Annotated in this window: 15 protein-coding genes; 6 read left to right on the forward strand and 9 right to left on the reverse strand. The window is 54.2% G+C overall.

Going from position 1 to position 17,186, the window contains the following annotated elements; translation table 11 throughout:
* The first annotated feature begins 56 nt into the window (after nt 1–56).
* Nucleotides 57–1,007, forward strand: a complete 951-nt coding sequence (locus tag PYL13_RS13785) for a metallophosphoesterase family protein (protein ID WP_275642038.1) — start codon at nt 57–59, stop codon at nt 1,005–1,007.
* 153 nt (nt 1,008–1,160) lie between these two features.
* Here the strand turns inward: PYL13_RS13785 and leuA are convergent, their stop codons facing one another.
* The 3 genes from leuA to PYL13_RS13800 form a co-directional block, all read right to left on the reverse strand.
* Nucleotides 1,161–2,876 (reverse strand): 2-isopropylmalate synthase, encoded by a 1,716-nt coding sequence (gene leuA, locus PYL13_RS13790; protein ID WP_250981971.1) that lies wholly within the window; start codon nt 2,874–2,876, stop codon nt 1,161–1,163.
* A 302-nt stretch (nt 2,877–3,178) separates the two neighbouring features.
* Nucleotides 3,179–4,363, reverse strand: a complete 1,185-nt coding sequence (locus PYL13_RS13795; RefSeq protein WP_275641702.1) for a benzoate/H(+) symporter BenE family transporter — start codon at nt 4,361–4,363, stop codon at nt 3,179–3,181.
* A gap of 182 nt (nt 4,364–4,545) precedes the next feature.
* Nucleotides 4,546–5,127 (reverse strand): ATP-dependent Clp protease proteolytic subunit, encoded by a 582-nt coding sequence (locus tag PYL13_RS13800; RefSeq protein ID WP_192488388.1) that lies wholly within the window; start codon nt 5,125–5,127, stop codon nt 4,546–4,548.
* A gap of 227 nt (nt 5,128–5,354) precedes the next feature.
* On the opposite strand from PYL13_RS13800, the gene PYL13_RS13805 reads away from it, so the two are divergent.
* Nucleotides 5,355–5,930: a HupE/UreJ family protein gene (locus PYL13_RS13805; protein WP_275641703.1), complete on the forward strand. Its 576-nt coding sequence runs from the start codon at nt 5,355–5,357 to the stop codon at nt 5,928–5,930.
* Between the two features lie 97 nt (nt 5,931–6,027).
* Nucleotides 6,028–6,795, forward strand: a complete 768-nt coding sequence (locus PYL13_RS13810; RefSeq protein ID WP_275641704.1) for a DUF2076 domain-containing protein — start codon at nt 6,028–6,030, stop codon at nt 6,793–6,795.
* Between the two features lie 18 nt (nt 6,796–6,813).
* Here PYL13_RS13810 and queF read toward each other — a convergent pair whose 3' ends face one another.
* From queF to PYL13_RS13835, 5 genes are all read right to left on the reverse strand, one after another.
* Complete coding sequence (gene queF, locus PYL13_RS13815; RefSeq protein ID WP_192488385.1) at nt 6,814–7,272, reverse strand: preQ(1) synthase; 459 nt, start codon at nt 7,270–7,272, stop codon at nt 6,814–6,816.
* Nucleotides 7,269–8,186: a cation diffusion facilitator family transporter gene (locus PYL13_RS13820; protein WP_275641705.1), complete on the reverse strand. Its 918-nt coding sequence runs from the start codon at nt 8,184–8,186 to the stop codon at nt 7,269–7,271. Before PYL13_RS13820 ends, queF begins: the two co-directional genes overlap by 4 nt.
* 136 nt (nt 8,187–8,322) lie before the next feature.
* Nucleotides 8,323–8,736, reverse strand: a complete 414-nt coding sequence (locus PYL13_RS13825; RefSeq protein ID WP_275641706.1) for a glyoxalase superfamily protein — start codon at nt 8,734–8,736, stop codon at nt 8,323–8,325.
* Between the two features lie 18 nt (nt 8,737–8,754).
* Complete coding sequence (locus PYL13_RS13830) at nt 8,755–9,435, reverse strand: TIGR02117 family protein (protein WP_275641707.1); 681 nt, start codon at nt 9,433–9,435, stop codon at nt 8,755–8,757.
* A 72-nt stretch (nt 9,436–9,507) separates the two neighbouring features.
* The gene (locus PYL13_RS13835) at nt 9,508–11,697 is read right to left on the reverse strand and encodes an anthranilate synthase (protein ID WP_275641708.1); all 2,190 of its coding nucleotides are present in this window, start codon (nt 11,695–11,697) and stop codon (nt 9,508–9,510) included.
* A gap of 278 nt (nt 11,698–11,975) precedes the next feature.
* Here PYL13_RS13835 and PYL13_RS13840 point away from each other — a divergent pair, with 278 nt between their 5' ends.
* A complete protein-coding gene (locus tag PYL13_RS13840) occupies nt 11,976–12,815 on the forward strand; it encodes an extensin family protein (RefSeq protein ID WP_275641709.1) in 840 nt (279 codons plus the stop codon).
* 86 nt (nt 12,816–12,901) lie between these two features.
* On the opposite strand, the gene PYL13_RS13845 is transcribed toward PYL13_RS13840, so the two are convergent.
* A complete protein-coding gene (locus PYL13_RS13845; protein ID WP_275641710.1) occupies nt 12,902–15,175 on the reverse strand; it encodes a TonB-dependent hemoglobin/transferrin/lactoferrin family receptor in 2,274 nt (757 codons plus the stop codon).
* Nucleotides 15,176–15,643: 468 nt separating this feature from the next.
* Here PYL13_RS13845 and PYL13_RS13850 point away from each other — a divergent pair, with 468 nt between their 5' ends.
* Both PYL13_RS13850 and PYL13_RS13855 read left to right on the forward strand, forming a co-directional pair.
* Nucleotides 15,644–16,159, forward strand: coding sequence for a TIGR00645 family protein (locus PYL13_RS13850; RefSeq protein ID WP_192488379.1), 516 nt, complete (start codon nt 15,644–15,646; stop codon nt 16,157–16,159).
* Between the two features lie 274 nt (nt 16,160–16,433).
* On the forward strand, nt 16,434–17,144 hold the full coding sequence (locus PYL13_RS13855) for a helix-turn-helix transcriptional regulator (RefSeq protein WP_275641711.1): 711 nt from the start codon (nt 16,434–16,436) through the stop codon (nt 17,142–17,144).
* Nucleotides 17,145–17,186: the final 42 nt, after the last annotated feature.

Below are 17,186 nucleotides of genomic sequence, written 5' to 3' on the forward strand. Positions count from 1 at the left end.
CCGATCATGGCCAAAAACAATTCCGTTTCATGATCTTATGCGTTATGTCTGCCACCATGTTCAAACTCGCGCATATCTCAGATGTCCATCTTGGACCCCTGCCCAAACTTACATTCCGTGAACTGGCGTCTAAACGCATTACAGGATTTGTGAACTGGCATCGCAATCGTCGCAAGCACCTTTTCACAGATACGCTGGAAAAACTGCTCGATGATCTGGAGGCGAAGCAGCCCGACCATCTGGCGATAACCGGTGACCTCGTCAACCTTGCGACCGGTATTGAAATTCGCGCAGCCGCCGATTGGCTGGAAGAAGTGGGCGAACCATCGTCTGTTTCCGTCGTCCCTGGCAACCATGATGCCTATGTCCCCGGTGCGCACGACAAGGCCATGAACGCATGGTACCCCTATGTGCGCGGGGATGGCGACCCCGAAGACTGGGATGAAGACCGCAAGATTTTCCCCTATATGCGCGTTCGCGGCCCGGTCGCCCTGATTGGCTGCTCGACATCCATTGCCACCCCGCCCTTTTCAGCGACCGGTTATTTCGGCCGCAGGCAAGCGCGTGCGACAGCTGAACTGCTGAAAAAGGCGGGCTCGATGGGCCTGTTTCGTGTGTTGATGATCCATCATCCGCCAATCCGTGGCGCAGCGGCCACCCACAAGCGCATGATCGGCATTCGCCGTTTCGCCGGCGCCGTTTCAACGGGTGGCGCAGAGCTGGTGCTGCATGGCCACACACATCTGAACACGGTCTATTGGCTCAATACCCACCATGGGCAGGACCATATTCCGGTGGTTGGCATCGCCTCGGCTTCCCAAGGTCCCGGCGGGAAAAAACCACGCGCCAGTTATAACCTGTTCAACATATCAGGCGAACAGGGCGCATGGAACGTAACCTGCGAACGCCATTCGCTCAACGAGGCAGCAACGGCCATCGAATTTGAGGATGTCAGGGTGTTCTATGAAAATGGCCGGGTGATAGGTTTCCCCCCGCCGGACGCGTAAGTTCTAAACAGCGAAACGTTTATTTTTAGATCAGCGACCGTAGCGCTGTAACTTTATGTCTGACTTTAAGCTGCCGATTCAACGCCTTAAATCAAAGTCCAATTTGCCATACCCGGGACAAGACCGGGCATGGCAATGTGAGGCGTAAAAGCCTTATGCGTTTTTGGCGCGCTCTTGCAGAACGCGGTTGGCAGCCGAAACAATTGCTTCGAGCGAGGCCGCCACGATGTTGGTGTTGACGCCAGCACCGTAGAGCTTGCCGCCATCATACTCAGCTTCGACATAGGCGATGGCCGATGCATTGGAACCATGCTGCAGCGAGTGTTCGGAATAGTCGTTTACCGACAGGTCAACGCCCAGATAGACAGACAAAGCGTTGATGAAGCCATCGATCGGACCGGTACCCTTGCCTTCAATCCGCTTGACCTCACCGCGGTCCATGATTTCGGCAGCGACCACACGCACGCCTTTGAAATCGCCGGCAGGATAGGTGTGATGATCAACGAATTTCAAACGTGCGTCAGGCTGGGTCACGTAACGCTCGATGAAACGCTCATAGATCCGCTTGGCTGGCAGCTCCACACCTTCTTCATCGGTAATGCGCTGAATATCCTCGCGGAACTCCACCTGCAGATTGCGCGGCAGGTTGATGCCGTAATCCTGCTGCAGAATGTAGGCGATACCACCCTTGCCCGACTGTGAGTTGATGCGAATGATCGCCTCGTAGGAACGGCCAACGTCCTTCGGATCGATTGGCAGGTAAGGTACTTCCCAAACGCCGGTATTGGACTGCTTGATTGCCTTCATGCCCTTGTTGATCGCATCCTGGTGCGAGCCGGAGAACGCAGTATAGACCAGTTCACCAACATAGGGGTGACGCTCAGGGATCGCCATTTCGTTGGAATACTCATAGACCGACTTGATGCGTTCGATGTCGCGGCAATCCAGTTCAGGGTCAATGCCCTGGGTGTACATGTTCAATGCCAGCGTCACCACGTCGACATTGCCGGTGCGCTCGCCATTGCCGAACAACGTGCCTTCCACGCGGTCAGCGCCAGCCATCAGGCCCAGTTCAGTTGCCGCGATGCCCGTGCCACGGTCATTGTGCGGGTGCAGGGAAATGATGACGTTTTCGCGGTTATCAATGTTGCGGCACATCCATTCGATCTGGTCGGCATAAATATTTGGCGTTGCCATTTCGACCGTCGAAGGCAGGTTCAGAATCAGCTTGTTGTCAGCGGTGGGTTTTACCACCTCGATCACCGCGTTGCAGATTTCCAGCGCCACTTCCAGCTCGGTGCCGGTAAAGCTTTCCGGAGAATATTCAAAACGGTAACCGCCACCGGCCTTCTCGGCCATGTCAGTAATCATCTTGGCGGCATCAACCGCAATCTGCTTGATGCCATGCACATCCTTGCCGAACACCACGCGGCGCTGCAATTCCGATGTCGAGTTGTAGAAATGGATGATCGGTTTCTTGGCACCAACCAAAGATTCAAACGTGCGGGTGATCAGTTCCGGGCGGCATTGCACCAGCACCTGCAAGGACACGTCGTCAGGCACGCCGGCTTCTTCCACGCACCAGCGTGCAAAATCGAAGTCGGTCTGAGACGCCGAGGGAAAACCGATTTCGATTTCCTTGAAACCCATTTCCAGCAACAGCTTGAACATGCGCGCCTTGCGATCATGTCCCATCGGGTTGATCAGCGACTGATTGCCATCGCGCAGGTCAACCGAACACCAGATCGGTGCCTTGGTAATGGTCTTGGATGGCCACGTGCGGTCAGGAATATTGATGGTTGGATAGGGACGATACTTCGCAGCTGCGTCAGACATGCCATTTGCGCTGGTGATGATCTTCGAGTCCATGTTACTTCCTCCTTGCGCATCCGTGGCTTGGGAACCAACGTTAGATGCGCGCCCTCAAGCGGGCAAAAAATCCAGTATGTACAGAAATTTCGTATGAGGAGCGTTTGCGCCAGCGGGCTTTCGGCCGCCGGGCGCTCCTCACTGGACCCGGCAACCGCGTGTAAGGTCGAGGCTAAGAAGCGAGAGTGCACCGCATGGGCAAGCATTCGCAGAAATCTGCGCATTCATGCCGGAAAAGGTCGCGGAGCAAGTAATCATGCGTTCGCTTATAATTGCCGAAAGATTCTGATGCAAGCGCATCTTTAATTTTTCATTCGTTTCACGAAACGCGTCAAAACCATCATCAGGCCACCAGCCATCAGCCCCCAGAAAGCACCGGAAATGCCGCCGAACGACAAGCCTGAGGCAGTGATCAGAAAGGTGATCGCTGCCGCTTCCCGCGTGTCAGGTTCCCTAAAGGCCGCAACCGCAGAACCGGAGAATGCACCGACCAGGGCCAGTCCGGCCACCGCCTCAATGAGAATCGGTGGAGCGAGCGCCACAAAGGCGGTTACCACACCGGCCAGCAGACCGAGAATGATATAACCAACCCCGCCAATGATCGCCGCCCAGTAACGGCGCTTCGGATCGGCATGGGCATCTTCACCCGCACACATCGCAGCAGTAATCGCCGCAAGATTAACGGCGTGGCCGCCAAATGGTGCGGACAGCAGCGAGAAGAAGCCAGTCGTGGCAAACAACGGGCCGGGCTGCGCGTCATAATGATTGACCTTCAACACCGCGATCCCCGGAATGTTCTGCGATGCCATGGTCACGATGAACAACGGCAATGCAATCGAGATCAGGGCCTGCAGATTAAACGATGGCGTTACAAATTCCATTGGCGGTTTCAGTGACTGTGAAATGCTGTCCAGTGCGCCTGCGGGAATATCGACACCAAAAACCATCACCAGCACAAAGGCCAGAAGGGCAGCAGGCACGGCAAACAGGCGCTTGAACGCACCAACCACGATCCATGCCAATATGATCGGCAGACCAAGCGCCGGATTAAAGCCGATGGCCTTGATCGGTGCAAAACACAGGCCGATGATGACGCCGGATAACATGGCATTGGCCAAAGGCGCTGGAATGGATGCCACAGCGCGGCCGAGCGGCTTGAAAAGACCCGCAATGATGATCAGCACGGCACAGATGATGAAGGCACCAACAGCAGCAGAAAAACCGCCCTCTACCACGCCTGTCGTCGCCAGCAGTGCGGCACCGGGCGTCGACCATGCAATACTGACCGGCAATCGGGTGGCGACCGACAAGGCAATCGCGCAAAACCCCATCGACACGGAAAGCGCCATCAATCCGGAGGCTGCCTCAAAATCCGTGGCGCCAACGCCTTTTAGCCCCTGCAACACAACGGCAAAGGAACTGGCAAAGCCAACAAATGCCGTAAGGCAGCCCATGAACAGGCTTTGAACGGAAAAATCTTTCAACATGGCAGGGACTCAGGACAGCGTGTGATTGTACCTATCACAGATCAAAAAAACGCATGAGAAGCAAGGGAGCCCTGCCCGACAGCTGAAACGGAAACAAAAGCTAAGCTACGGGTCGCAGAAAAACAAAAGCCCGCACAGGTTTTCACCAGTACGGGCTTTTAAAACGTCAACAGTCCAACAGATTACAGTTCGGACTGGTTTTCCACGATGCGGCTGGTCAGACCGTAGTCCTTGGCTTCTTCAGCCGACAGCCAGTAATCGCGGTCGATGTCCTTGGCGATCTTTTCTTCCGTCTGGCCGGTGGCCTTGGAGAAGATCTTGATCAGGCGCTGGTTCATCTTGATGATTTCGCGTGCCTGGATTTCGATGTCCGATGCCATGCCGCGTGTGCCACCAGATGGTTGGTGAAGCAGGAAACGGGTATTTGGCAGGCAAAGGCGGCGTTCTTTCGGCACAGAAACATAGATCAGTGCGCCAGCCGATGCGACCCAGCCGGTACCGATGATCCAGACCTTCGGCTTGATGAACTTGATCATGTCGTGGATGCTGTCGCCAGACTCCACGTGACCGCCAGGAGAATTGACGTAAACACGAATGTCTTCGTCGCTGGCTGCGGCAAGTGCCACGAGCTGCGTGCAGACCTTCTGCGCCAATTCCTGGGTAATGCCACCATAAATGAAGATAGAACGCGACTTGAAAAGATTCGCTTCCGTTTCCTTACCGATCGGCAGTTCCTTGCTCTTGTCGTCGTCTTCTTCGTTCATACACGGATCTCCAACGTAATTCGTCTGTCCTTCGGACATAGTGTGATTTGTGTCGTAAAACAATGAGCGAAAAAGACAAGGCGCAGAACTGTATAATAAACAGCACACCGGCAAATGGCGCATGGACAGCAAGTTCACGCTTACGATATCGTTAAAATCATACCGCTGCGCCGATTTGGGAGGAGCGTCCGCAGCGGCTTGATGCCGTAAAATACTGAGAGGGAACAATGTTCAAACGTATTTCAATTGCCGCCGCAGCACTCGCCGCAACCACCCTGCCAGCCTTCGCCCACCTGAACCCCGAAGAACACGGCTCGTTCATGGCCGGTTTTTCCCATCCGCTTTTTGGTGCCGACCACATTCTTGCGATGGTTGCCGTCGGAATCTGGGCCGCACAGATTGGTGGACGCGCGCTTTGGGTCGTTCCATCCGCCTTCGTTGGCACCATGGCAATCGGCTTCATGATGGCACTTGGTGGCATTGATCTGCCATTTGTGGAGCCGGCCATTCTCGCCTCCGTGATTGCACTTGGCCTTCTGGTTGCCATGGCAGCCCGCTTCCCCGTCTCGGCCGCAGCCGCCGTGGTTGGCATTTTTGCGCTGTTCCATGGCCACGCCCATGGCGGCGAACTGGGCAGTGCCGGCGCACTTCAATTCGGCGTCGGCTTTGTTATCGCCACAGCGCTGCTGCATGTGGCTGGTATTGCTGCCGGTCTCGGTGTCAGCCGCCTTGGCACAGTCGCCAGCCGTATCATCGGCGCGCTCACGGCACTTGGTGGCTTGACACTGGCCTTCGGCGGCTGAAGCATTACAAAAATTTAAACCTCCGGCAGCTTTGAAAAGTCGGATTTAGCGCCTACCTCCTTATCGATACGTTTCTTTGTTCGGTAAGGAGGCATACATGTCGCCGGAAGAAACCAAACTGCTGACCGCCCTGTTCGACAGGGTCAGAACCGCATCATCCACACCGCGAGACAGCGATGCGGAGATCTTGATTGAACGCGCCGTGCGCGATCAGCCAACCGCTCCCTATTATCTGGCGCAAGCGGTCATCGTGCAGGAAAAGGGGCTTGAAGCCGCCGCTGCTCATATTGCGCGACTTGAAGAGCGTATTCATCAACTGGAATCCGGCAACGCTGGTCCGCACCACACCCAGCAAGGTGGCTTCCTGAGTTCAATATTCGGTTCCAGTCAACCACAGGCAACAGCCCCTGCCCCAGCCGCCGCACCACCGACGACAAACTATCGCAATGACACAGCCGCACCAACTGCCGGTCCGTGGGGTCGCGCGCAAAGCCAGCAACCACAAGCACAACAACCAACTGGCCCATGGAGCCAGCAACCCGTAGCCCGTTCTGCGAGTGGCAGTTTCCTGCAGGGTGCGTTAGGCACGGCAGCAGGTGTTGCGGGCGGCATGCTGCTCGCCAACTCCTTGAGCGGGATTTTCGGCAATCACATGTCGTCTCTGGGCCTAGGATCGCCCGTGTCCGGCAACGCACCGGTCGAAGAAACCGTCGTCAACAATTACTACGGCAACGACACGCCAGATCAGACCGCAGGCGCTGACAACAGTGGTAATGACATCCAGCAAACCAATGACGACAGCGACAATGATGACGACAGTGCAGACATGGATTTTGATTCAGGCGACGACAGTTCATTCGCCTGAACCCATTTTGCTCGATTGTCAGCCACGACCACGGTAGGTCGGCACGCCCTGATCCGGAAGCCAGACACCTTCCGGTACAGCACCCGTCTGCCAGAACACATCGATAGGAATGCCACCACGCGGATACCAATAAGCACCGATGCGCAGCCATTTTGGTTGCAGCAGATCGACAAGTCGCTTGGCAATATAGACCGAGCAATCCTCATGGAATGCACCATGATTGCGGAAGGAATGCAGAAACAGCTTCAGTGATTTCGATTCCACCAGAAAATCGCCGGGAATGTAATCAATAACGATATGCGCAAAATCCGGCTGGCCAGTCATCGGGCACAGCGATGTGAACTCAGGCGCCGTAAAGCGCACCACATAATCGGTTCCGGCATTGCCGTTTGGCACCTTTTCCAGCACGGCCTTTTCTGGGCTTTCCGGAGTGTCGACCTTGGTGCCGAGCTGAGACAGACCTGAAACATCGGTCATATTTTTTCTCCTTTGCGAACTTTTACCATGACGCCGTGTGCCTTCTCGCCTTCCGGTTCTACGTGGATGGCAAGGCTGGCACCCGGTATCACCGCGCGTATGGCATCTTCAAGGCGGTCGCAAATTTCATGTGCTTTTCCCACGCTCATCTCGGTAGGAACCACCAGATGGAAATCGATGAAAGCGGCAGCGCCTGCCCGGCGAGTCCGCAAATCATGTGCGCCAACCGACCCGTTGGCATTGGCACTAATCGCCTCCTTGATCTGCTCTTCCTCTTCCGGTGTCACAGCGCGGTCCATCAAACCACCAATGGAATTTGAAATGACCTTCCAGCCCTGAAACAGGATGTTGATGGCCACCACGATAGCGAGGATAGGATCGAGGATCGCGTAACCGGTGAGGATAGCCAGCACCAGACCAATGAGAACGCCGATCGATGTCACCACATCCGACATGATGTGATGAGCGTCTGCTTCCAGTGCCGGTGACCGATACTGTTTGCCGACACGCATAAGGATGGTTGCCCAGACGGCATTGATGACACCGGCAGCAGCGTTGATAGCAAGACCAAGCACCGGCGCCTCCGGAAGGCGTGGTTCAAACAGCCCGGCCCAGGCTTCCTTCACGATCAGCAGCGCGGCCAGAACGATCAGCACGCCCTCCACCACCGCGGAAAGATACTCCGCCTTGTGATGGCCGAACTGGTGGTCTTCATCGGCCGGCTTTTGCGCATAACGAATGACGAAATAGGCAATGAAGGCCGCGACCACATTGACGGTCGATTCCAGACCGTCAGACAACAGCGCAACCGAGCCGGTTACCCACCATGCAAGAAGCTTTAGCCCAAGCACCCCGATTGAAAGCGGAATGCCCCAAAACGCCAATGTTCGAACCAGCCCCTTGCCGTCACTCATGATCATAACCTCGTGCAGATGCGAGCGAATTGCAGAAAATTCGCCCCTGAAACGCCAAACCGCGCGCACGGGGTAGCGTGCACGCGGTCTGATTTTCATGTTCTATCGTTCAATCGTATGAAAACGTCAAGTCTCGCTAGACAGACGCCTCGCCACCAACATCCTGCTCACAGAACCGTATTCGGTTGCTGAAAGGATCAGTGACCTCCATCTGCAATCCCCAAGGCAAGGTCTCAACGCCCGGTTTCATATAGGTGTAATCTTTCGCGATCAGCTCTTTCTGGTAGGCCTGAACACCTTTCATCACCACGAAAGTATTGGAGCCGGGTGAGGCATCACCATGATGGCCACTCAAGTGCAGGACGAGGCCTGCACGGGATACCTGCATGTAGAGCGGGAACTTGTCGCCAAAGCGGTGTTCCCAATCAAGCTGAAAACCGAGGAAGTCCACGTAGAATTCTCGTGCCTTGTCTTCATCAAAAATACGGATGATCGGGCAAGTGCGCTGAAAAGAGATGACAAGCTGGTCGGCATCACGAATGTCGCTCATCGGTCTTCCTCTTTCCAATCACTGTGGCGGCGCGGCTGCGACATCATTATGCAAATGCAATGATGTCATCAGCAAGGGCGGCAATGGCGTCCACCATCCGGTTTTGATACCCGCAGCACGCAAGGCAGCTGCCGTCCAGGTGTTACAGCCCAGCAAGGCGTTGAAATAACCATTGGCTTCGAAAAACGCATCGTCGGAGCCGTAGGATTTTCCCAAGAGTGGAACGGGATTACCTTGTGACCTGGCAAAACTGGCCTCGATAAAGCCCAGCAGCGATCGATATCCGTTATCGGAAATGTTGAGCGCCGTAACACTCGCGTCCGTAAGAGGAATTTCGCCGGCAAGCGCGACATGCATGACCGACTGATCGAGTGTGAAACTTTTCAACACCGGCATAGGCTTCAAATCCGCCCAGGTTGGCGTTTCCGTGTAAAACGACCGCCCGCCCCAACCGATAATCAGATAACGAAGGCCGGGATGATCGATATCGAGACCACCCTCGCGCAGGAAACCAAAACGCGCCAGCAACTCAGCATCTACGGGAAGCGCGATATCCGTGTGGATGGGATTTTTCAGCACCAGAATGGGGCGTGAATTTGCCGCGATATCATCAGCGTGACCTCGTGGCAGCACTGTTCCGGCCGCAACCGCAAATGCAATCAAAACCAGACCAACACAGAGATATCTGAGAAATTTCACGGCTGCGTATCACCCGGCTGGTTTGCAAATGAAAACGGCGGCGTTTTGTCAACGCCGCCGTCTGTAACTGGCTTAAGCAGCCTTGGTTTTCGACCGGCGCGCCAGATGTGCAACCACGTTCTCGATCATCCGCATGCCAGCATCCTGCCCAAGCGTCATGATCGATTCCGGATGGAACTGGACGGCAGCAACCGGCTCCTTGGCATGTTCGATACCCATGATCGTGCCATCTTCGCTTTCTGCGGTGATGATGAAATCACGGTGCAGGGTTGCTGGATCGGCAAAGATCGAATGGTAACGGCCAACGGTGACTTCCTTGCCAAGACCTGAGAACACCAGGCCTGGCTCAAGGACGCGAATGCGCGACGGTTTGCCGTGCATCGGTACAGCCAGTTGCCGCAACTCGCCGCCATAGGCTTCCGCCAATGCCTGCAAGCCCAGGCACACACCGAAGATTGGCAGGTCGCGGGCTCGCGCCGCCTTGATGGTTGCCTTGCAATCGAAGTCGCTCGGATTGCCCGGGCCGGGCGACAGCACAACCAGATCAGGATCGAAGCGATCAAAAACTTCTGCTGGCACTGGCGTGCGCACAGTGGACACCGTGGCTCCTGTCTGGCGGAAATAGTTGGCCAGCGTATGCACGAAGCTGTCTTCGTGGTCGACCAGCAGGATTTTTACACCGGCGCCGACCTTGGCAGCATCGCGCTTGGAAGCAGAAGAATTGGCAGCCTTGGCATCACGGATCGCCGCGATCATTGCCGACGCCTTCAGTTCGGTTTCAGCTTCTTCTTCCTGCGGGTTGGAATCGTTGAGCAGTGTTGCCCCTGCCCGCACCTCAGCAATGCCATCCTTCACACGAATGGTGCGCAGGGTAAGACCGGTATTCATGTCGCCATTAAAGCCAACCATGCCGATGGCACCGCCATACCAGGCGCGCGGGCTCTTTTCATGGCTTTCGATAAAGCGCATGGCCCACAACTTCGGCGCACCGGTAACCGTGACAGCCCATGCGTGGCTGAGGAAGCCGTCAAACGCATCCATGCCGTCACGCAGGCGACCTTCGATATGGTCAACCGTATGAATAAGCCGCGAATACATCTCAATCTGACGGCGACCGATAACCTTGACTGAGCCGGGTTCACAAACGCGGCTCTTGTCGTTGCGGTCAACGTCCGAGCACATGGTCAACTCGGATTCGTCTTTCTTGGAGTTGAGCAGTTTGAGGATCTGCTCCGAGTCAGCAATCGGATCATCACCACGCTTGATGGTTCCGGAAATCGGGCAGGTTTCAATGCGACGACCGGATACGCGAACGAACATTTCCGGCGACGCGCCGATCAGATATTCCTGATGGCCGAGATTGATGAAGAAGGAATAAGGCGACGGGTTGATGGCTTTCAGACGACGCGACAGGTCGGACGGCTTGCTGTCGCAACGTTCCATGAACTTCTGGCCCGGCACCACTTCAAACAGGTCACCACGACGGAAGCTTTCCTTGGCCTTGACCACCAGTTCGGAATATTCACCCGGGCGATGATCGCCCTTTGGCGGAATAACGTCGGTTGGCTTGAAAGGCTCAGGGGCGATGTCTTCAGCCTTGCCAGTCGTTGTGACGCCAGCTTTTTCAAAGTCATACCGGTCAATCCATGCCTTGGCGGAATAGTGGTCAACGACCAGAATTTCATCCGGCAGGAACAAGACCATGTCGCGCTGGTCCTCAGATCGCAGCAGCGACAATTTGATGGCATCAAACTGGAATGCGAGGTCGTAACCGAAGGCGCCAAACAGGCCGATGGCTGAATCGGCACTGGAATAGAACAGGTCAACGACCGCCCGCAGTGCCGTAAATACCGTCGGGATTTTTGAGCGCTCTTCTTCAGTGAAGACACGGTCTGGCTCATTGACCACCAGATCGAGACGACGTTCCGACGATACACCGAGTGTCAGATCCGGTGTCCCCGCCAGTTTTTCACGAATAAAGGACAGCAGAACTTCACCGCGCCCATTATAGGCTTCGATCCACATTGTGCGCCCGAGGCAGGAAATACCAAGTGGCGGATCGATGATTGCAGTGTCCCAACGGGTGTAACGACCGGGATATTCATAGTTGGAGGAAAATACCGCGCCGCGACGTTCGTCCAGCCGTTCGATATAAGAGTCGATTGCACCAGCATAGTCGGTGGCACGACGCTGGCGTGTCACTTTCACGCCGCCTTTCGTCTCGTAGATTTCACTGCCATCATCCTGAATGATCGTTACCATTTCTTACTTCCCCGTTTGTTCAGACCCGATGGCAGGCGGCAAGATAACAAAAAAGCCGCCTGAGAATTCGGGCGGCTTGGTCGTCGTCTGAAGACATGACTGGTCAAGGCCGCGTTAGCTGCCCCACCACCAGTTACCGATGTTCTTAGACGTTGTGTTCATGGCGGCAATTGTTAGCGTGCAGAAAATCATATGGCAAGTGCTTTCCAAGCATGCAGTGAACCGGAATGCCGGCAAAGGCGTTGACCCTTCACCGATACGAAGGAGTGCCCGGCAAAATGCCTCATCGTTTTGTTATTCTGGCAGCGAGCCTGCTGCTGATCTCAGCCTCTAAGCCACCTGAAACCGTTCCCGTTCCACAACAGAAACCTGCACAGGAACAGAGCGAAGATACCAAACCCGTGGAAACCACAGCTGAGGCAGAAACGCCAAAACCTCAACCCAAGCCGGAGGACAAGGAAGCGCCCTCACCTGCCACTGAACCCGAAAGCAAAGCTGAAGACAAAAAAGCAGAACCTGAGGAAAAACCGGAAGCCGTTATTCCGGTAGAGCAGGAAAACCCTGAGGAATTGCAGGCCTGTCTTGCAGAACTCAAAACACTGGGTGCTGAGTTCAAGACGCTGGATGCCATCAAGGATGAAGAAAATGGCTGTGGCATAGCATCTCCTATTGAGTTGTCCTCCATAGGACAGGGCATCAAGCTTGATCCGCCAGGCCCCATGCGCTGCGAAACCGCGCTTGCTCTCAGCCGCTGGGCAAAGGATATGCTTGTGCCAGCGGCAAAACTGTCGATGCCGGAGCGCAAGATCACCGCAATTGCCAATGCATCCACCTATGTGTGCAGAAACCGCAACAGCGCTGAAAATGGCAAGATATCCGAACATGCCAAAGGCAATGCCGTCGATGTCTCATCCATTGCTTTTGACAAGGGTGAGCCGCTGATCATGAAACCACGCGATAAAGACGGCACTGTTGAAGGTGCATTTCAACGCACCATCACCACGGCCGCCTGCCTGTTTTTCAAGACCGTGCTATCGCCCGGCAGCGACGCGACCCATCAGGATCACCTCCATCTCGATGTACTGGAGCGCAAAGGCGATTATCTCTACTGCCGGTAAGGCAAAAGACTGCCACAACCAATCAAACAAAAGGGCGGCGCTTTCGCACCGCCCTTTCTTTCCCTGGCCCCCGCCCGTTTTTGCGATCAGAATTTCTGGGTGAGAGAAATTTTGAATGAACGACCTGGTTCTGAATAGAACGCAACAGGCTGATTGGACGTCGACGCAGCTCCGCTAGTGCTGACATCACGGACACCTACAGCATTGTAGTAGGTCTTATCAAAGATGTTGTAGACACCAGCCTGAATGCGCAGGCCCTTGGTCTGCTCGGGTTCCCACCAACCCGTCAGATTAACGATGCCATATCCGGGAGCATCGAACGTGTCATACGCAAATGCTGGACCAGTAATCGGTATCACCCGTCCATCTTCTCTCATGCCACCTGACAAGATGGTCGAGAGATCCGCGCCCCAGGTTTCCTGTTCATAACCGATACCGAGAACCGATTTGACCGGTGCAACAGTGCGGATGAATTCGCCTGTATCCTTGTCCTTGCCGTAAGAATAGGCAAGCGAACCATGCAGGAAGATTCCGTTTGCGAAGTCTTTGCGAGCACTGACTTCAACACCTGAAATCTCAACTTTGTTTCGGTTGCGCCACGTATAGAGGGTCGTTGGCTGCCCAACGCCACCTGGCGTCCCAAACACATCGATGAAATTCGAATAGATGTTGTGATACAGGGTGAGCTTACCCGTCAGATCATCACTCTGATAGCTCGCACCCATTTCAAAACCTTGAGAGGTTTCAGGCTTGAGGTCCGGATTACCAACGTTCGCGTAGAAGCTTCCATTCCGGAAATCAATGTACAGTTCATTGACCGTCGGGGGACGGAACGCCATAGACCACTGGCCAAACAGTTCGACTTCAGGCGTCAGCTGATACGTTGCGAGCAGCTTAGGCGAAATACGAATGCCATCCTGTCCATCCGGCAAACCGAAGACAGGGAAGCCAGTATTGTTGCTAAAGCCTGCGGATGCTTTTGGATCGTAGTCATACCAATCCAGGCGAGCGCCGGGTGTCAGCGCAAAACCTGAATCTCCGAAGGAGATACGGTCATCAAGATACAGACCGAGACGACGACCATCGACGTCTGGGATGTCGGACTGCGAAACAACTGTCGTTACCGGCACAACACGAATAAACTGTTCCGTTTGGAAGAACTGGAGGTTTCCACCAAACCGAACTTCGTGGTTCAGATTACCGGTGCTGAATTCGGACAACGCGCCGCCGGTCAAACCGATGGAGCTTTCTTCCATCTGGTTGTAACGACCATAATTCGTGCCGTTGTTGCGGCGGCCATAGGAGCCAGCGTCTTTGGCAAGCTGCTGCCAATAGAGCGTCAGATTTGCACTGTCGATCAGCGCATCGGCGGATGGCGCTTCATATTCATAATCCAGCGAGACGCGATCACGACGCGTATCGTCATAGCCCCAATAGTCGCCAACTCTGTTGGTTGACCCGGCAGTGCCAGCGGTAAACGTAGAGGTCTGCAAGGTTTTAAGATCGGTTTTTGTGTCGAGATTGAACCGTTCCGCCGTCAGACCTATGCGATGGCCACCTTCCAAGTCCTGACGAACCTTGAAAAGCAAGTTGTACTGATCGTAGTCGGCAGGATTTGCCTCGGTTCGGTTCACGCCGATAATGTCGGCCGTACCCTGATTTCTGCGCTCATGGCCCTTCTTGTAGCCACCTTGGAAAAGGACAGACGTATTCTGTACTTTTTTGGCGACGGCGACATTACCACCGAAGCTTCTGTCTTCGCTGTCATAGGTAAGCTTGGCAACGCCGCCCCAATCGCGACCCTCTTCAATCAGGTCTTCAGGCTCAAGCGTCCGCAACACCAAAGCACCACCAAGAGCACCAGGGCCAATGCGACTGGAATCCGAACCACGCAAAACATCGACGCGGGACAGCGACGAGAAGTCGTAGCTGTTATTGGTGTCACTCATGCCAGTCGTCGCAACGGTGCTGCGTGCATAGTTCTCAAAGAATGGAACTGGGATACCATCGATCAATGTTGTAACGCGTGCGCCACCGAGACCGCGAATAAACAGGCCACCTGTTTTACCAGGCTTCGACTCCACGAAATCAACACCTGGTTCCGTCGTATTACCGAGATCGCGGACGTTGCTGATTTCCTTCTTGCGGATCTGATCAGCCGTTGTCTGGCTGGCAAGTGGCGTGTCGGATGCAGCATTGGCCGCAGTTGCGCGCTTGCCCTTGACCACGATCCTGTTGAGAAGAGTGCTATCGGCGGACTGTGCCTGAGCAGCGTCCTGCGCGTAGGATGCACCGGAGGCGGAGAGCAGAACCATTGCTGTGCAGACAAGTAGTGCTGATCTGGAATGCCCAATTACCATTTACTTCCCCCTTTTATGCAGGCGCACGGAAACAGTCGCTGCGATGGCGCAACGCTCTCCCACCCCTGTCGGAATATGCAAAAATTGGCGGTGAAACCGCTGTTACGGACGATTAAAAAACATGACTATTATAGTCAATATAGAAAACATGATTGAAAGCTTCATGATTAAATCTGGAATGAAATGTTGCCAAAACACAACAACGACAGTGCACCAGAACGCAAAATAACGGAAAAGCAATCGTCAATTACAGGTAGAATTACGTAGAAGCTGCAAGCGGCAAGCCGAAAATCAACCGACACGATAGTTAGAATATTAAAACAATCAAAAATATAACTCCTTAGATACTCTTGCCGTTCTCATATTTTTATCCGCTCATACTTGCGGATTTGCCGGGTGGCCCCTAAATGCCCGCTAATATTGAAAACCCCTATACTTGATCACCAAGCCATTATCGGAAGCCCGTCAATGAAATCGCTGGAACTCCTCGTAGAACGCATAATCCTCTCGAGCCGTTGGATTCTGGTCGTCTTTTATCTGGGGCTAGTCGCAGCTTTGGGTGTTTACGCGTTTTCTTTCGTGCTGAAATTCCTGAAGGTTGCCAAAAACGTCTTCACCTATGATGAAGCCGATATGATCCTTGCCATGTTGGGTTTGATTGACGCAGCGCTTGTTGCAAGTCTGATCGTCATGGTGATGATTTCCGGTTACGAAAACTTCGTCAGCCGTTTTGATGAGGCAGATGCGGAAGTGTCCTTCCTTGGCAAGCTGGATTCCGGCAGCCTGAAGATCAAGGTCGCCTCCTCCATTGTGGCAATCTCGTCCATTCACCTGCTGCAAATCTTCCTGAATGCCAACCAGTACACCGACAACAAGCTGATGTGGTTCACCATCATTCATCTGGCTTTTGTGGTCTCGGCCGTCATGCTCGGCTTCCTCGAGAAGCTGATGGCAAAACCAAAGGATCAAACTCCAAAACCATAATGGAGTTTGATTTCTTCAAAACTGGTTCCCCGGAAATGATTCTTCATTTTTTGGCACCGGCAGGCACATTTTCGGTCGGGTCACATTTGACCGCCAGCAGTGGAAAATCTGTCAGACCAATTGACGTCTGATAACGCTCTGATATACCACAATAAATAAATCCCGTTTAAATCAGCGTTTCAAACTACCAATTTATCAGTAGCGTTTCAGCGTATTTCATATATTTGTTACCGTTAACATACAGGCAAATTGGCCCACCAAAGAAACCCTTTTAATGGCAGTTATCGAACGGCAATCGCAATTGAGCGAAGAGATATCAGCAGCCGACAGTCGTCCGGCTTGGCTGCTTGCCGTTCATAAGGTTGCCAAACAATTCGGGTTTGCCCACGTCTCGCTGATCATATCGCCGACCGTCAATGATCTGCTTTTGGCGCCGCTGGTTGTCGAAAGCACAATTTCGGCGCGGTTCGTCCGCGAGATCGACGCCCATCATTTTCTGCCGCTTTGCCCCGTTATTCCGCGTCTCAACCGTTCCCTGCTGCCGCAATTCTGGTCGGTTCATGACTCCGTTCCACCATTTCCGGACGAGATGCGGCGCATCATGACAGACTACGGCATTGCCTGCGGTGTGATGATCCCGATAAACGCCCCATCCGGCGAACGGTATATCATACGGTTCGATGGTGACACGACGCAGCCCTGCCAAAGCGTGATGAATGCACTGGGGATGATCGGGCTGCACGCTTATGATGTCTATGACAGCATGAAGCGCAATGAAATGGCACCGGTCCGCACCCTGACCAAGCGGGAGCTTGAGGTGATCCGCTGGACAGCACAGGGAAAAACATCAGCCGAGATCGGCCAGATCCTCTCGCTGTCAGACCATACCATCAATGCCTATATGAATAATGCGATCAAGAAGCTGGACTGCGTCAATCGTACGCAACTGGTGGCAAAGGCCATCCGTTCCAAGCTGATCAGCTAAGTCGCCAATCAAAAAAGCCTACCGGAAATAATGATCCTGCCA

Source organism: Agrobacterium sp. Azo12 (assembly GCF_029193765.2).
Classification (GTDB): Bacteria; Pseudomonadota; Alphaproteobacteria; order Rhizobiales; family Rhizobiaceae; genus Agrobacterium.

Bases quoted from the DNA above. Each gene is read 5' to 3' on its own strand.
- PYL13_RS13785 (WP_275642038.1), top strand. From the start codon at position 57: ATGTTCAAACTCGCGCATATCTCAGATGTCCATCTTGGACCCCTGCCC.
- leuA (WP_250981971.1), bottom strand. From the start codon at position 2,876: ATGGACTCGAAGATCATCACCAGCGCAAATGGCATGTCTGACGCAGCT.
- PYL13_RS13795 (WP_275641702.1), bottom strand. From the start codon at position 4,363: ATGTTGAAAGATTTTTCCGTTCAAAGCCTGTTCATGGGCTGCCTTACG.
- PYL13_RS13800 (WP_192488388.1), bottom strand. From the start codon at position 5,127: ATGAACGAAGAAGACGACGACAAGAGCAAGGAACTGCCGATCGGTAAG.
- PYL13_RS13805 (WP_275641703.1), top strand. From the start codon at position 5,355: ATGTTCAAACGTATTTCAATTGCCGCCGCAGCACTCGCCGCAACCACC.
- PYL13_RS13810 (WP_275641704.1), top strand. From the start codon at position 6,028: ATGTCGCCGGAAGAAACCAAACTGCTGACCGCCCTGTTCGACAGGGTC.
- queF (WP_192488385.1), bottom strand. From the start codon at position 7,272: ATGACCGATGTTTCAGGTCTGTCTCAGCTCGGCACCAAGGTCGACACT.
- PYL13_RS13820 (WP_275641705.1), bottom strand. From the start codon at position 8,186: ATGAGTGACGGCAAGGGGCTGGTTCGAACATTGGCGTTTTGGGGCATT.
- PYL13_RS13825 (WP_275641706.1), bottom strand. From the start codon at position 8,736: ATGAGCGACATTCGTGATGCCGACCAGCTTGTCATCTCTTTTCAGCGC.
- PYL13_RS13835 (WP_275641708.1), bottom strand. From the start codon at position 11,697: ATGGTAACGATCATTCAGGATGATGGCAGTGAAATCTACGAGACGAAA.
- PYL13_RS13840 (WP_275641709.1), top strand. From the start codon at position 11,976: ATGCCTCATCGTTTTGTTATTCTGGCAGCGAGCCTGCTGCTGATCTCA.
- PYL13_RS13845 (WP_275641710.1), bottom strand. From the start codon at position 15,175: ATGGTAATTGGGCATTCCAGATCAGCACTACTTGTCTGCACAGCAATG.
- PYL13_RS13850 (WP_192488379.1), top strand. From the start codon at position 15,644: ATGAAATCGCTGGAACTCCTCGTAGAACGCATAATCCTCTCGAGCCGT.
- PYL13_RS13855 (WP_275641711.1), top strand. From the start codon at position 16,434: ATGGCAGTTATCGAACGGCAATCGCAATTGAGCGAAGAGATATCAGCA.